The 13,485-nt window shown below is 60.3% G+C and carries 16 protein-coding genes; 15 read left to right on the top strand and 1 reads right to left on the bottom strand.

The features are described 5' to 3' along the window. From BP869_RS05950 to BP869_RS05975, 6 genes are all read left to right on the top strand, one after another. Window positions 1-189 (top strand): 6,7-dimethyl-8-ribityllumazine synthase (locus BP869_RS05950; RefSeq protein WP_342677838.1); only part of this gene is annotated, 189 nt, incomplete at its 5' end. Further along, on the top strand, window positions 186-1,328 hold the full coding sequence (locus BP869_RS05955; protein WP_342677840.1) for a pyridoxal phosphate-dependent aminotransferase: 1,143 nt from the start codon (window positions 186-188) through the stop codon (window positions 1,326-1,328). The genes BP869_RS05950 and BP869_RS05955, both read left to right, overlap by 4 nt. 252 nt (window positions 1,329-1,580) lie before the next feature. Further along, on the top strand, window positions 1,581-3,104 hold the full coding sequence (locus BP869_RS05960) for a PAS domain S-box protein (RefSeq protein ID WP_342677842.1): 1,524 nt from the start codon (window positions 1,581-1,583) through the stop codon (window positions 3,102-3,104). Window positions 3,105-3,167: 63 nt separating this feature from the next. Further along, entirely contained in the window at window positions 3,168-3,533 is a 366-nt protein-coding gene (locus tag BP869_RS05965) for a hypothetical protein (RefSeq protein ID WP_342677844.1), read from the top strand. 39 nt (window positions 3,534-3,572) lie between these two features. Continuing rightward, the gene (locus BP869_RS05970; RefSeq protein ID WP_342677846.1) at window positions 3,573-4,220 is read left to right on the top strand and encodes a YIP1 family protein; all 648 of its coding nucleotides are present in this window, start codon (window positions 3,573-3,575) and stop codon (window positions 4,218-4,220) included. Further along, entirely contained in the window at window positions 4,221-5,375 is a 1,155-nt protein-coding gene (locus BP869_RS05975) for a hypothetical protein (RefSeq protein WP_342677847.1), read from the top strand. A gap of 395 nt (window positions 5,376-5,770) precedes the next feature. Here BP869_RS05975 and BP869_RS05980 read toward each other — a convergent pair whose 3' ends face one another. Further along, complete coding sequence (locus BP869_RS05980) at window positions 5,771-6,259, bottom strand: molybdenum cofactor biosynthesis protein B (RefSeq protein WP_342677849.1); 489 nt, start codon at window positions 6,257-6,259, stop codon at window positions 5,771-5,773. A gap of 229 nt (window positions 6,260-6,488) precedes the next feature. Here BP869_RS05980 and BP869_RS05985 point away from each other — a divergent pair, with 229 nt between their 5' ends. From BP869_RS05985 to cbiB, 9 genes are all read left to right on the top strand, one after another. Next, window positions 6,489-6,851 (top strand): hypothetical protein, encoded by a 363-nt coding sequence (locus tag BP869_RS05985; protein ID WP_342677851.1) that lies wholly within the window; start codon window positions 6,489-6,491, stop codon window positions 6,849-6,851. Window positions 6,852-7,233: 382 nt separating this feature from the next. Beyond that, a complete protein-coding gene (locus BP869_RS05990; RefSeq protein WP_342677853.1) occupies window positions 7,234-8,517 on the top strand; it encodes an ORC1-type DNA replication protein in 1,284 nt (427 codons plus the stop codon). A gap of 5 nt (window positions 8,518-8,522) precedes the next feature. After that, on the top strand, window positions 8,523-9,014 hold the full coding sequence (locus tag BP869_RS05995; RefSeq protein ID WP_342677855.1) for an Lrp/AsnC family transcriptional regulator: 492 nt from the start codon (window positions 8,523-8,525) through the stop codon (window positions 9,012-9,014). Window positions 9,015-9,022: 8 nt separating this feature from the next. Next, a complete protein-coding gene (locus BP869_RS06000) occupies window positions 9,023-10,183 on the top strand; it encodes an aminotransferase class I/II-fold pyridoxal phosphate-dependent enzyme (RefSeq protein WP_300166158.1) in 1,161 nt (386 codons plus the stop codon). A 286-nt stretch (window positions 10,184-10,469) separates the two neighbouring features. Then, window positions 10,470-10,790: a DUF4405 domain-containing protein gene (locus BP869_RS06005; RefSeq protein WP_342677859.1), complete on the top strand. Its 321-nt coding sequence runs from the start codon at window positions 10,470-10,472 to the stop codon at window positions 10,788-10,790. Window positions 10,791-10,856: 66 nt separating this feature from the next. Then, window positions 10,857-11,867 carry an adenylosuccinate synthetase gene (locus tag BP869_RS06010; protein WP_342677861.1) on the top strand — a complete coding sequence of 337 codons (1,011 nt, stop codon included), beginning with the start codon at window positions 10,857-10,859 and terminating at the stop codon, window positions 11,865-11,867. Then, window positions 11,864-12,046: a methytransferase partner Trm112 gene (locus tag BP869_RS06015; protein WP_342677863.1), complete on the top strand. Its 183-nt coding sequence runs from the start codon at window positions 11,864-11,866 to the stop codon at window positions 12,044-12,046. Before BP869_RS06010 ends, BP869_RS06015 begins: the two co-directional genes overlap by 4 nt. A gap of 2 nt (window positions 12,047-12,048) precedes the next feature. After that, window positions 12,049-12,564: a DUF7524 family protein gene (locus BP869_RS06020; protein ID WP_342677865.1), complete on the top strand. Its 516-nt coding sequence runs from the start codon at window positions 12,049-12,051 to the stop codon at window positions 12,562-12,564. Next, window positions 12,546-13,466, top strand: a complete 921-nt coding sequence (gene cbiB, locus BP869_RS06025; RefSeq protein WP_342677867.1) for an adenosylcobinamide-phosphate synthase CbiB — start codon at window positions 12,546-12,548, stop codon at window positions 13,464-13,466. The genes BP869_RS06020 and cbiB overlap by 19 nt, the downstream gene beginning before the upstream one ends. The last annotated feature ends 19 nt before the right edge of the window (window positions 13,467-13,485 follow it).

A 13,485-nucleotide genomic window follows, 5' to 3' on the forward strand; every position in this document is an offset into this window, starting at 1 on the left:
ACCCAGCACGACGAGATCGTCGTCCAGCACGCCGCCCGGAAGATCATCGACCTCTCCCTCGAGTACAACAAGCCGGTCGCCCTCGGCATCTCCGGGCCCGGCATGACCCGCATGGAAGCCAACGAGCGGATCGACTACGCAAAGCGCGCCGTTGAATCTGCCGTCAAGATGGTGCAGAGATTAGGATGAGGACCCTCTCCGAGAAGATCGGCGCTGTCGCCCCGTCGGCGACGATCGAGATCACCGACGCCGCCAAAAAGATGAAGAGAGAGGGGATCGACGTGATCAGCCTCTCCATCGGCGAACCCGACTTCGCCACGCCGGAGCATATCGTGCAGGCCTGCTCCGACGCCCTGGCGCGCGGCGAGACCCACTATGCCCCGTCGGCCGGCATCCCGGAACTCCTCCATGCCGTGGCCGCGAAGTGCCGGACAGAGAACGGGATCCCCTGCGGACCGGAGAACGTCATCGCCACCTGCGGGGCGAAGGACGCCATCTATGAGGCGATGCAGGCCTGCCTCAACCCCGGTGACGAGGTGATCCTCCCTGACCCGGCCTGGGTCAGCTACGAGCCCTGCGTCCAGATGGCAGACGGGCGGGTCGTCCACCACCCCCTGAAGGAGCCCTCCTTCCAGATCGACGACGCCATCCTGGAGCGGGTCGGGCAGAAGACGAAGATGATCGTCGTCAATACCCCCTCGAACCCGGCCGGGACGGTGCTCTCGAAGGCCTCCCTGAAACTTGTCGCGGACCTCTGCGAGGACTACGACCTTCTCGCCCTCTCCGACGAGATCTACGAAAAACTCATCTATGGCAAAGAGCACATATCCCTCGCGGCCCTCGGGGACATGGCCGAACGGACGATCACCATCAACGGCTTTTCCAAGGCCTACGCGATGACAGGGTGGCGCCTCGGGTATGCCGTCGCCCCCCTGCCCATACTGCGGCAGATGATGAAGGTCCAGCAGCACTCGATCTCCTCCCCCACGACCTTCGTCATGTGGGGCGGCGTCGCGGCCCTGCAGGGCGACCAGACCTGTGTCGAGGCGATGCGGAAGGAGTTCGAGGCGCGCCGGATGTACATGCTCGACGAGTTCGCCTCGATGGGCTACACGGTTGCCCCGCCGGACGGCGCTTTCTACGCATTCGTGAAGGTGGAGGGCGACGACATGGCGATCGCGCGTTCCTGGCTGAATGACGCACACGTCGCGGCAACCCCGGGTACGGCCTTCAATGCCCCGGGCTGGATACGCGTCTCCTATGCCGCCTCCATCCCCACACTGAAAGAGGCGATGAGGCGGATACGTGCCTGGAAAAGCGGACAGTAACAACCAGAAACTACAGACGGCATGAGTGCCTCAGGATACTGCGGGGACAGATCGCCCCCACGGATATTCCTCACTATCATTTTTTTCCTGATACTCCTGCTGCCGTCCGCTTCTATCGCTTCTTCCCCGGAAAAAAACGTTCTTCTTCTTCATTCCTATCACGAGGGCCTCTCATGGACCGACGGGGTCACCGACGGCATATACTCAGCTTTTGACGAGGGGACCACAGATGTCAACCTCTATATCGAGTACATGGACACCCCACGGATCGCGAGTCCCCGCTACTCCGCGGAGATGGTCGAGATGTACAGGCTCAAGTATGGGGATATCAAACTCGATGCCATCATTTGCTCGGACGAATATGCCTTTCACTTCCTCCGCGAGCACCATGACGACCTCTTCCCCGGGACGCCGGTCATCTTCTGCGGGGTGAACTATTTTGAGGACAGGTACCTTGCCGGGTGGGAGAACTGCACCGGGATCGTCGAAGTCGCCGATGTGCAGGGGACGGTCGACGCCGCCATCTCAATCAATCCGGGCGTCAGGGAGGTCTATGTCGTCAACGACAATACGCTGACCGGGATAGCCGACAGAAAAGTCGTCGAAGAGGTCGCAAAGGGCTATGAGGGCCATCTCACCTTCACAATGCCGGAGAACCAGACCCTTGATGAGATAAAGGAGGACGTCGGTGGCCTCTCTCCCGACACGGTCGTCCTCCTCATGACCCTTACCAGGGACGCAAACGGCACCTATTACGAATACGACGATGTCATCAAGGAGGTCTCCGGCGCCTCCCGCGTGCCGGTCTACAGTGTCTGGGAGGTCTATATGGGGGACGGCCTGACCGGGGGAAATCTCCTCTCTGCCGAGGACCAGGGACGGGAGGCGGGCATGATGACCCTCAGGGTTCTCAACGGCGAATCGGCCTCCTCGATCCCGGTAAAAAAAGAGCCTCAAGGAGAGTACTTCTTCGACTATGTCCAGTTGAAGAGGTTCGGCCTCGAAAATGCCCCTCTCCCGGCAGGGAGCACGGTGATCAACAGCCCGCCGCCCTCGATCGAGATCGACAGGACCGTGGCAGTGGCGGGCGCCTTCGCCATCGCCACCCTCGTCATCGCCGTCCTCTTCCTCGGTTATACGGTCAGGATCAGGAGGAGGTCGGAGGGCGCGCTCAGGGAGAGCGAGGAGAAGTTCCGGGCCCTTGCCGAGCGGAGTTTCGACCTGATCTTCGCCACCGATGCCGAGGGCCTGTTCACCTATGTCTCTCCCGCAGTTCGCCGCATCAGCGGATACGACCCCGGGGAATTTCTGGGCAAAAATTTCGTGTTCAACCAGGGAGACGCCGATCTCTCCAGATTTGAATCCTTCTTTGCAGACCTTCGAGAGGGGAAGGCGATCGAGGGACTGGCGATCCGTATCCGTGCGAAGGACGGGTCGGCACGGTACCTCGAGATCAATGCCGCACCTATCCTGAACAGCGGGGTGATGGTCGGGGCCCAGGGTGTGGCGCGGGACGTCACCGAGAGGATGGAGATGGAGAGGGTGCGGGCCGAGGCCTACGCACAGATCGAGCAGAACATCGCGCAGTTCGCCATACTGGGCGACGAGATCAGAAACCCCCTCGCCGTGATCGTCGGCATCGCCGACCTCCACTGCGAGGAGCGCCATGCCGGGCAGATCATGGAGCAGGCAGAGATCATCGACGGGATCATCACCGCGCTGGACCGCGGCTGGATCGAGTCAGAGAAGGTCCGGGAATACCTCAGGAAACACTGAGGTTTTTATGGGCAGGGGACGATCCTCTTCATCCATGATCCTGGCGGCAGGGGGGACCCCGCAGTGAAGGAGAATTTCGTCGTCCTCTGGCGGCGGCGGCCCGGCACCGCATGCCCGTACAGGACGGCCGATACGGGACTGAGCCTTTCCGAACTCCTCAGGGATCTTGTCCCGATGCTGGAGGAGAACGGCGTCACGGTGGAGATGGAGGTCGAGGAGGCGGACGGGGAAGGGGGCGTCTTTTTCAACGGCGTCACCCTCGACGACCTCCTTGCAGAGGCGGTAGGGGCAGAACGCTACTGCGCAGGTCCTTCACGGATGGAGGAACTCGGCAACCCGGCCCTTGCTTTCGATCCGAACGCTCCTGTCGGACGGGTGCTCCCGGAGATCGTCTTCAGGAAGGCGGTGCTCCTCGCCCTGGAGGAGTGAGACCCTATCCTTAAATTGATCGGCGTACACTCTCTTCGTATGAGCCATTGGATTTTTGATGTCCTGTTGAACCCGGACGCGTTCTTCAGGGAGAGGGCGGACAAAGCCCCGGCACTGATGGTGCCCTTCATCCTCGTGCTGATCGCCGGGATCATCGGCGCCGTTACGGCCTATCTCACCATGACCGCCATGCTCCCCTCCCTCCCCTCGGAGATGCAGGGGTTTGTCGGCCTCATCGGCATCACCACGGCGATCGGCATCGTGATCTTCTCCCTGATCATCTGGGCCGTCCAGGCCCTCGTCTTCTATGCTCTCTCCTCCTTTTACAACGGGTCCGGCGACCTGAAGAAGAGCCTCGAAGCGGTGGGGTACGGGTACGTCCCTCTCATCGTCTCTGCCCTGATCATTCTCGGCCTGACGTACTCTTTCCTCTCCTCCTTCACCTTCCCGGCCATCGACTTTACCGACCCGGCGGCCTCGGCGGCCTTCCAGGAGATGATCCGGAAGTCCCCACTGGTCCAGGCGGGCCAGATCGTCGGCGTCATCTTCCTTGTCTGGGCGGCGAACATCTGGATCTTCGGGATGAAGTACGCTCGCGGCCTCACCACCAGGGACGCCGCGGTCGTCGTCGGTGTGCCGGTGGTCTTATATATCGTCTATCAGATCATCATGCTCGGTGTGCTGTAGATGAGAGAGGTGTTCTTCACCGGTGCATTCTTCCTTCTCCTCCTCCTTGCCGGGGCGGCGGACGCGGCGACGCCTGAGGAAGACGCCGCACAGGTGATGGTCACCGGGGCGGTGATCGAACCGGCGGTCCTGATGCCCGGCGACGTGGCGACGGTCACGGTCACGGTGAAGAACACGGCACAGGTGAGCGTGCCTATCAGAAGTGCAAAGATGTACACCGAGGGGAACATCCTCGTCCTCGACAACCCCTACCAGACCTTCGGTGCGATCGGGGCGGGGAACGAGGCCTCTTTCACCTTTACTGTGCAGGCAGATGCCGGTTCCGGGACCTATTACCCGCGTCTTGTCCTCGACTTCACGAATGCCGGGTCATTGCGCTACGCGGTGCCGGTGAGGGTCGACGCCGTTGAACCACGGGTCTCGGTCGCCGACGTTCCCGACGCCTTCACCGCAGGAAAGAAGGAAATGGTGAGGGTGACGGTGAGCAATCCCCGCTCGGGAGAGATCAACGGCGTCTCGGTGGTCCCGTCGGGCGAGGGGATAGTGAGTGTCCCGACAAGCACCTTCATCGGTGCGCTTGCGCCTGACAGTTCTGCAGAGGCGACATTCAACATCACGCCCGACCGTGAAGTTACTCTCACGATGACGGTGACGTACAGGAACGGCAGGAACCAGCGGACGACCGAGGCATCGATCCCGATCATCTTTTCCGAGAACAAGAAGGGTGCACGGATCGTCGTCTCCGGGGTGGAGGTGACACCTGAGAACGGATCGTACCGGGTCAGCGGGGACGTGACCAATGCCGGACTCGAGGTGGCAAAGGCCGTCGTCGTCACCGTGGGGTCCCCCGGCGTCCCTGTCGATCCGGACCGCGTCTACCCGGTCGCCTCCCTGGACCCGGACGATCTCTCGAACTTCGAACTGACCTTCAGGGCCGAAAACGTCACCGAGGTCCCGCTCGTCATCGAGTACAGGGATACTGACGGGAACCTCTACACGACGAAGACGAACATCTCGGTCGAAGGAACCGTGCTGCCCGGGCAGGGGGAAGAGGGCGGGCCCGTCCCCTTGACGGTCGTCCTTCTCATCGTCGCCATCGTGGCGGTCGTCGGGGCCGTGATCTTCTTCTCCTGGAGGAAGGCGAAGGGGGGATAGCGCCCGGGGCACCCCCTGACCCTCGTCCCCCTGGTTTACAGCAGACCTCCCTTCTTTACAGTCGTTTACAGCAGTTCGCGGAAGGCACTGAAATTCAACAGACGGATTTGAGAGCTTTGATATCGGTTATCTCCGCCACATGACGATATCGCATGATCGTTTGCAGCATCGCGGATATCACACACACGCACCCACCCGGAGGGAGGAGAAGAGATGCCACTGTGTGTGTGTGTTGTGCTGTAAGTTAGTACTGAGAGAGAGACGCGCGCTCTATCTCTATTAGTATTGTCAGTTTCCGGGCCAATTCTCGCTTTTCGATCGTCGCGGCAGGTGCTGAAAATCTGCTGTAAACGTGCTGCAATGCTGTAAGAGTCACGGACAGAAAAAGAGGGTATTCATCCCCGCGAGTGGGAGATGATATGCCTGAGTTCGGGGACGATGATCTTGCTGGTGGCGAGGGTCACGGCGCCTGTCGAACCGGGGACGCAGAAGACCGCCTTCCCGCCGACGATGCCCGCGGTCGCCCGCGAGAGGAGGGCCGAGGTCCCGATCTCGTCGAAGGAGAGCATCCTGAAGAGTTCGCCAAAGCCCTCCATCCTCTTCTCGAAGAAGGGCTCGACGGCCTCGATGGTGCAGTCGTCAGGGGTGAGGCCGGTGCCGCCGTTGAGGACTACGGCGTCGGCCTTCCCGAGCGCGGTGACAAGGGCGGCCCGGATCGCCTGCCTGTCGTCCTTCACGATCACCGAGAAGACGACCCTGTATCCCCCGGCGGTGAGAAGGTCACGGATCGCCTTTCCGCTGGTATCGTTCTCCTCGGTACGGGTCGAAGAGACAGTGATCACCGCCGCAGTGATCTCGATCGGCTTGATGTGCTCGGGTTTCATGAGAAGCCTCGGGGATATGTTGATCGCTCCCTCTGATACTTCTTGTGATAGAAGGGCCGCAAACCCCGACCCCTTTGTTTCCACTGGAGGAATGGAGAGATAGGAGGGGAGAAGATATCGCGAAAAAGGGTAAAAAGAGGCTGAATTTACCTGTACTCCACTATTCTGATCATTATATCGCGCGGATCCGCCGATCAGACCCCGGGATCCGAGGAGATCACCGAAGATCATGGAAGATCATGAGACGATCCCGGGAAGATCCCCTGATCTGATCGCAAGATCGCGGGATCCCGACCCTGATCCGGGATCAGGATCGCCGGATCTGAGATCAGGATCCACAGATCAGGGATCAGATCAGGAAAAACGATCAGGAGATCAGGATCCGGGATCTGAGATCGAGATCGAGATTCAATCAGGGACAAATCAGGGACCAGTCAGGAGAGGTGATCTGAGATCTCGATCCCGGATCACAGATCAGGATCCAAGGATCGGAGATCGGGATCAGCCGATCACAGATCTGGATCTGACCGGGAGATCGAGATCACAACCTCCGGATCATGATCCAGATCGGCGATTTCTGATCCTAAATTGAGGATCCTGATCCGTTGATCGCCGGAGATCGGGATCAGCTGCCGCGCTGATCCGGGATCGGGGATCGGGATCTCTCCTGATCTCTCTGATCCTCTGTTTTGTGATCGAAAGATCCTGCTCTGAGATCATAGATCATTTATAGTACAAGTCGCGAAGCTTACAACAAGCTGTTTTTCTCAATATAAAAGAAAACAGATACTCTGTTTTCTTGGCGTTCCAGTCGAAATAAAGGGGTGGGGGATCAGATTCCTGATCTCGATGGATTCGACGGCGATCTCCCTGGCTGATATTTTGTTTATATACTATCTCCAATGGAAACAAAGGGGTTATATCTCCACGACCCCTATCATCTGATGTTTTCCCCAGTACCCGCGGCTGATATCATGTCTGAAAACGATCATCAATCCTTTGGACTCTTTCAAAAGTTCCTGAGTAATAATCGGATCTTCAGAAACCGGGAGGTCCTCCGCCACTCGTACCGCCCCCAGATACTCCCGCACCGTCGCCCCCAGATCGATGCTGTCGCCTCCATCCTCGCTCCTGCCCTCAAGAACGAGACCCCCTCGAACATCCTCATCTACGGGAAGACCGGGACAGGGAAGACGGCCTGTGTCAGGTACGTCGGGGCCGAACTTGAGAAGGTCGCTGCGGGAGCTGGCACTAGATGCCGGGTGGTCCACCTCAACTGTGAGGTGATCGACACCCAGTACCGGGTCCTCGCCCAGATAGCGAAGGGCCTCGAGGACCTCGACGCCACCCCGAGCGACAAGTCCCGCGCCCACATCCCGATGACCGGGTGGCCGACCGACCAGGTCTATGCCGAACTGAAAAACCAGCTCGAGACGACCGGCGGCGTGCTCGTCATCGTCCTGGACGAGATCGACAAACTGGTCAAGAAGAGCGGCGACGAGACCCTGTACAACCTGACTAGGATCAACTCCGACCTGCGGGGTGCGAAGGTCTCGATGATCGGGATCTCCAATGACCTGCGGTTCACCGACTTCCTCGACCCCCGCGTCCTCTCCTCACTTTCAGAGGAGGAGATCGTCTTCCCGCCGTACAATGCGCCGCAGCTCTGCGACATCCTCAGTCAGCGCGCCCAGATGGCCTTTGTCGAGAGCAGCCTTGATGAGGGAGTCATCCCCCTCTGCGCCGCATTCGCCGCGCAGGAGCATGGCGATGCCAGGCGGGCCCTCGACCTCCTCCGGGTCTCGGGCGAACTCGCCGACAGGGAGAACGCGGAGAAGGTGGGGGAAAGGAATGTGCGGATGGCCCTGGAGAAGATCGAGACCGACTCGATGATCGAATGTATCTCGACCCTGCCGACCCAGAGCAAGGTCGTCCTGTACTCGATGCTCCTCCTTGACCAGATGGACAAGAAGATCTTCACCTCAGGCGAGGTGACGCGGGTATACCGCGAGGTCTCGCGCACCGTCAACATCGACCCCCTCACCCACCGGCGGATCACCGACCTCATCTCGGAACTGAGCATGCTCGGCGTGATCAACAGCAGGGTCGTATCGAAAGGGCGATACGGAAGGACAAAAGAGATGTGGTTTGACACCAACACGAAAAAGATACAGGAAGTATTAGCGAAAGATCCCAGGCTCTCCGAGGAGCGGCTTGCGCAGGTCGACCTCAACCGCCTGAAGGCATCATTCCGGTGATTGATATGGACGGAAAAGATTTACTCATCCTCCACCTCCTGGAGGAGAACAGCCGGATCCCGATCGAGGAACTGGCGACCATGGTTGAACTCCCGATCGAAGAGGCGGAACGCCGGATCAGGGCACTCGAAGAGGCCCGGATCATCAGAAAGTACGCCGCAGTTGTCGACTGGGAGAAGGCCGGCAACGAAGAGGTCACCTCGATCATCGCCCTCAAGGTCTCGCCTGAGCGCGACTTCGGCTACGACAGGATCGCGGGGCGTATCGCCCGCTTCAGGGAGGTCAAGGCCGTCCGTCTCGTCTCAGGGCGCTATGACCTGATCCTCCTTGTGAGGGGCCGGACGATGCAGGACGTCGCCCGCTTCGTCTCCGAGCACATCGCCACGATGGACCAGATCAGGGAGACGACGACACAGTTCGCGATGAAGACGTACAAGGAGAACGGAACCCCGTACGACGAGCGCGAGGCGAGCGAGCGCCTGCCGTACTCCTTCTAGGTGACATCATGAGGGACTTTGTATCTGAAAAAGCTCGCATCATCCCCCACTCAGGGATCAGGAAGTTTTTCGACCTCTGCATGGGTATGCAGGACGTGATATCCCTCGGCGTTGGCGAACCAGACTTCTCGACCCCCTGGAACATCTGCGAGGCGAGCATCTACTCCATCGAGCAGGGCGTCACGACGTACACCTCCAACCGCGGCTACCCACCCCTGCGCGAGGCCCTTGCCGCGGACCTTGCCCGGCGCTACGATCTCAGCTACTCCCCCGAGTCCGAGATCATCATCACGACCGGCGTCTCTGAGGCCGCCGACATCGCGATCAGGGCGGTCGTCGACCCCGGCGACGAGGTGATCGTCCAGGACCCCGCCTATGTCAGTTATGCTCCCTGCGTCACCCTGACAGGTGGGAAACCTGTCCCCCTTCCCTGCCTTGAGAAGGACCGCTTCAAGGTCACCCCCGACTCCCTGCAGGAACAGATCACCGGCAAGACGAAGGCCGTCCTCCTGAACTTCCCGAGCAACCCGACAGGCGGCGTGATGACCCGCGACGACTACCGGGCGATTGCCGATATCCTCGTCGACCGCGACCTCCTCCTCATCTCCGACGAGGTCTATTCGGAGCTCACCTATGAAGGCACCCACTGTTCGCCGGCCTCCATCCCCGAACTCCGCGACAGGACGATCACCCTCAACGGTTTCTCGAAGGCCTACGCGATGACCGGGTGGCGGGTCGGCTATCTCTGCGCACCTCCCGAGATCTCCGACGCCGCCCTGAAGATCCACCAGTATGTGATGCTCTGCGCCCCGGTGATGGGCCAGATCGCCGCGTACGCCGCACTGCGGCAGGCCGAGCAGGACAAGAACGAGATGGTCAGGGAGTATCGCCTCCGCAGGAACCTCTTTGTCGAGGGCCTCAACAGGATCGGCCTCCGCTGCCACATGCCGGAGGGCGCTTTCTATGCCTTCCCCTCCATCGAGGCCACCGGCCTCACCGACGAGGAGTTTGCCGAGCGTCTCCTGAAGGAGCAGAAAGTCGCGGTCGTACCCGGCAGTGCCTTTGGCGAGTCGGGCCGCGGCCATATCAGGTGTTCCTATGCAACAAGCCGGGAAAACCTCTCTCTGGCTGTCGAAAGGATGGGCACCTTTGTCTCGGGTCTGATCTGATTATATTATCCTATTTTTATCTCTCAAATCTTCGGAATCATCCATATCCCTTCGGCAGGGGGTATGACCTTTGTCTGACAAATGGCGGGTGCATGACCCCTTTGTTTCCACTGGAGATCCCCTGCTTTTTCAAATAATACAATATGCCCGGATGATCCGGATCCGGGGCCGTGGTGGGATTATCCCGGGATCCTTTCCTGTTTCCTGAGGAACACCGGATCCGGTCGTCGGAGTGCGCCCTGACAGAATGGTCAGGTTTTTATATGGCCGCCCGTATCTTCTTTTTATGCGAAAACGACAGATAAACGCAATAATAGACATCGGATTGATCGTATCTTTCCTTGTCGTAGGGCTCTCGTCGATAGTGCTTTTTTTCTTCCTTCCATCCGGGGGCGGGGGGTGGGGATGGGTCCATGCCGGCACCGGCGCGACGAACCTCAGGGTATTTCTCGGGGTTACCCGCGGTGACTGGGTGGACCTCCACAACATCACCGGTCTCCTCTTCATGGCGCTGATGGCCGTCCATATCGTCCTGCACATCCCATATTACCGGAACATCAGATCCTGCCTCTCTTCGGGCGAAAAAGAGACGTGCGACCGGGAGTGAGAGGGCGGTCGGGGCTGATGATATACTTTTATCATCATGTATCACCCCAAATTACATGATATAGCAATGTCGTGTACGATTATTGTCGGCGGATTTTTCGGGGATGAAGGAAAGGGCAAAATAGTGGCGCATATTGCCCACCAGGACCATCCCTCCATTATTTCCCGGGGCGGGGTCGGCCCCAATGCAGGCCACACTGTCACAGTCGGGGACCAGAACTACGGCGTGCGGATGATCCCGTCCGGTTTCGTCTACCCGAACGCAAAACTCTGCATCGGGAGCGGCGTCCTCGTCGATCCCCGTGTCTTCCTCCATGAGGTGGAGCTCCTTAACGTCGCGGACAGGACCTTTGTCGACGGCCGCTGCGGCATCATCGAGGAGGAGCACATCGCCAGGGACAGGGGGAGCGCCCATCTCTCGAAGAAGATCGGTTCGACCGGCACCGGCTGCGGCCCGGCAAACTCGGACCGCGTCCTGCGCATCTCCAGGCAGGCAAAGGACGTCCCCGAACTCGCGCCCTATATCATCGATGTTGCCGAGGCTGTCAACGGCGCCATCGACGCGGGCGAAAATGTCCTCCTCGAAGGGACGCAGGGCTTCGGCATCTCCCTGTACTACGGGACCTATCCCTTTGTGACGAGCAAGGACACTTCCGCGTCCCAGATCGCCGCGGACAACGGTGTCGGCCCGACCAGGATCGACGATGTCATCGCCGTCTTCAAGGCCTACCCGACCCGCGTCGGCGAGGGACCCTTCCAGACCGAGATGACCGCGGAGCAGTCGAACACCCTCGGCTTCCAGGAGTTCGGCACCGTCACCCACCGTCTCCGCAGGATCGGTGGCTGGGACGGTAAGATGGCCCGGTACTCGGCGATGATCAATGGCTGCACCATCGCCGCGATCACCGGTATCGACCATGTTGACCCGGCCTGTTTCGGCGCGACCTCGTACGATCAGCTCACCGAGAAGGCGATCGCCTTCCTCGAACAGGCCGAGAAGGACATCGGCGCACCGATCGGGCTCATCTCGACCGGCCCCGAGCTCTCGCAGATCGTCGACGTGAGGGATGAACTGTGAAGCGGTCCCTCCTCCCGATCCTCTGTTGCCCGGTCTGCAAGGGCGACCTCGAGCTCCGCGTGGTCGAGGAGAAGGACGACGACATTATTGAAGGCTCCCTTGTCTGCGGGGCCTGCGGGGTCGAGTACCCCATCAGGGAGAGCATCCCCAACCTCCTCCCGAAGGTTGATCAGGACTGAATATGGACGTTTCCTGTGAGATCAGGCTCAATACTCGTGGTATAAACTCGATTGACCTTCCCGAACCCGTCAGCGTAGCGCCAGGCGACACGGTGTTTATCAGGCTCGTGAACGAGGGTTCTCCCCTCCACCTCACCCTCTCCGCGGCCGATGCCGGGAGGTTCACCGACTTCTGCCACGAAAACCTCTTTGTCGATACGACAGCCGAGGTGCCGATCTTTATCAGGAAAGATGTCTTCCCCGGGACATTCGATATCGAAGTGATCACCGGGTACGGCACGAACCGGGCGAGGCTCGGTGTTGCCGTCAGCGAGCGGGCGAAACCTCCAGCCGAAGAACCGCCTCTCCCGGTTCCCGTGGCTGCAGAGCCCCATCTACCGGTGATCCCCTTTGCGGTCGTCGCCGCGGCCGCGCTCCTCTTTATCATCTATGCGGCCACGAAAATGGTCGCGTTTGAAGCCGCCGCTTTTATCGTCCTCGTTGCCGGGGTGCTCGCCGCATGGTTCCTGCGGCCCTGACCCTGGGTGCGGCTCTCGCCCTCGATCGGATCGTCGGCGACCCGCACACCCCTCTGCACCCTGTCGCTCTTTTCGGGCGGTTCGTGGGCTGGTGGGGTCGGCCGTCTCTCTACCCCGCCTCCCTCCAGCGGGCGGCAGGAGGTGTGCTCTGGGCCGTCTCAGTCGTTCTCTTCGCCCTCCCCTTCTGGTGTGTCGAGAGTTTCGCGCCGGCCCTTCTCCTCCTCGTCCTCTCCCCCTTCCTTCTCAAGGCGACCTTTGCCTGGCGCTCCCTGGAGGAGCACGCGGGCGCGGTGGAGGCGGCCCTTGCCTCGGGAAGTCTTGACGAGGGGCGCCGGGCGGCCGGGATGCTCGTCTCCCGCGACACCCGCACCCTCTCGGCCGAGGAGATCAGGTCGGCGGCGTACGAGTCGGTGGCCGAGAATCTCTCAGACTCGGTGATCGCCCCGCTCTTCTGGTTCGCCGTCTTCGCGCCCTTCGGCCTCGGCCTCACCGCGGCGGCCGCCTACAGGGCTGTCAACTGCATGGACGCGATGCTCGGCTATACGGACGAGCGGGCACGCCTGGGATGGTGCGCCGCACGGGCCGACGATATCGCAAACCTCCTCCCGTCGAGGATATCGGGATGTGTCGGCCTCCTGTACTTCGGGTTGAAGGGGAGGCTCCTGCCTGCATGGCGCTGTCTCCTTGAAGACAGGCATAAAAGGCCGGGTTTTAATGGCGGGTGGCCGATGTCCGTCCTCGCCGGTGGGACAGGGGTGCGGTTCGCCAAGAGGGGTGTGTACCAGATCGGTCCGGGTGAGAAGAGCCTTGCAGCGGGTGGGGCCGATATAATCGGTTCAGTCCGCGGAATAACCCTCATATTTTCGGTTTTTGCGATCATCGCACTATTTTTATGGGCATGACTGTCCAATAGATAGGAAT

The organism is Methanofollis sp. UBA420 (assembly GCF_002498315.1).
GTDB lineage: Archaea > Halobacteriota > Methanomicrobia > Methanomicrobiales > Methanofollaceae > Methanofollis.

What these genes read in the sequence shown, in the direction of transcription:
- BP869_RS05955 (WP_342677840.1), top strand. Translation starts at nt 186, where the DNA reads ATGAGGACCCTCTCCGAGAAGATCGGCGCTGTCGCCCCGTCGGCGACG.
- BP869_RS05960 (WP_342677842.1), top strand. Translation starts at nt 1,581, where the DNA reads ATGGACACCCCACGGATCGCGAGTCCCCGCTACTCCGCGGAGATGGTC.
- BP869_RS05970 (WP_342677846.1), top strand. Translation starts at nt 3,573, where the DNA reads ATGAGCCATTGGATTTTTGATGTCCTGTTGAACCCGGACGCGTTCTTC.
- BP869_RS05975 (WP_342677847.1), top strand. Translation starts at nt 4,221, where the DNA reads ATGAGAGAGGTGTTCTTCACCGGTGCATTCTTCCTTCTCCTCCTCCTT.
- BP869_RS05980 (WP_342677849.1), bottom strand. Translation starts at nt 6,259, where the DNA reads ATGAAACCCGAGCACATCAAGCCGATCGAGATCACTGCGGCGGTGATC.
- BP869_RS05985 (WP_342677851.1), top strand. Translation starts at nt 6,489, where the DNA reads ATGGAAGATCATGAGACGATCCCGGGAAGATCCCCTGATCTGATCGCA.
- BP869_RS05990 (WP_342677853.1), top strand. Translation starts at nt 7,234, where the DNA reads ATGTCTGAAAACGATCATCAATCCTTTGGACTCTTTCAAAAGTTCCTG.
- BP869_RS05995 (WP_342677855.1), top strand. Translation starts at nt 8,523, where the DNA reads ATGGACGGAAAAGATTTACTCATCCTCCACCTCCTGGAGGAGAACAGC.
- BP869_RS06000 (WP_300166158.1), top strand. Translation starts at nt 9,023, where the DNA reads ATGAGGGACTTTGTATCTGAAAAAGCTCGCATCATCCCCCACTCAGGG.
- BP869_RS06005 (WP_342677859.1), top strand. Translation starts at nt 10,470, where the DNA reads ATGCGAAAACGACAGATAAACGCAATAATAGACATCGGATTGATCGTA.
- BP869_RS06010 (WP_342677861.1), top strand. Translation starts at nt 10,857, where the DNA reads ATGTCGTGTACGATTATTGTCGGCGGATTTTTCGGGGATGAAGGAAAG.
- BP869_RS06020 (WP_342677865.1), top strand. Translation starts at nt 12,049, where the DNA reads ATGGACGTTTCCTGTGAGATCAGGCTCAATACTCGTGGTATAAACTCG.
- cbiB (WP_342677867.1), top strand. Translation starts at nt 12,546, where the DNA reads ATGGTTCCTGCGGCCCTGACCCTGGGTGCGGCTCTCGCCCTCGATCGG.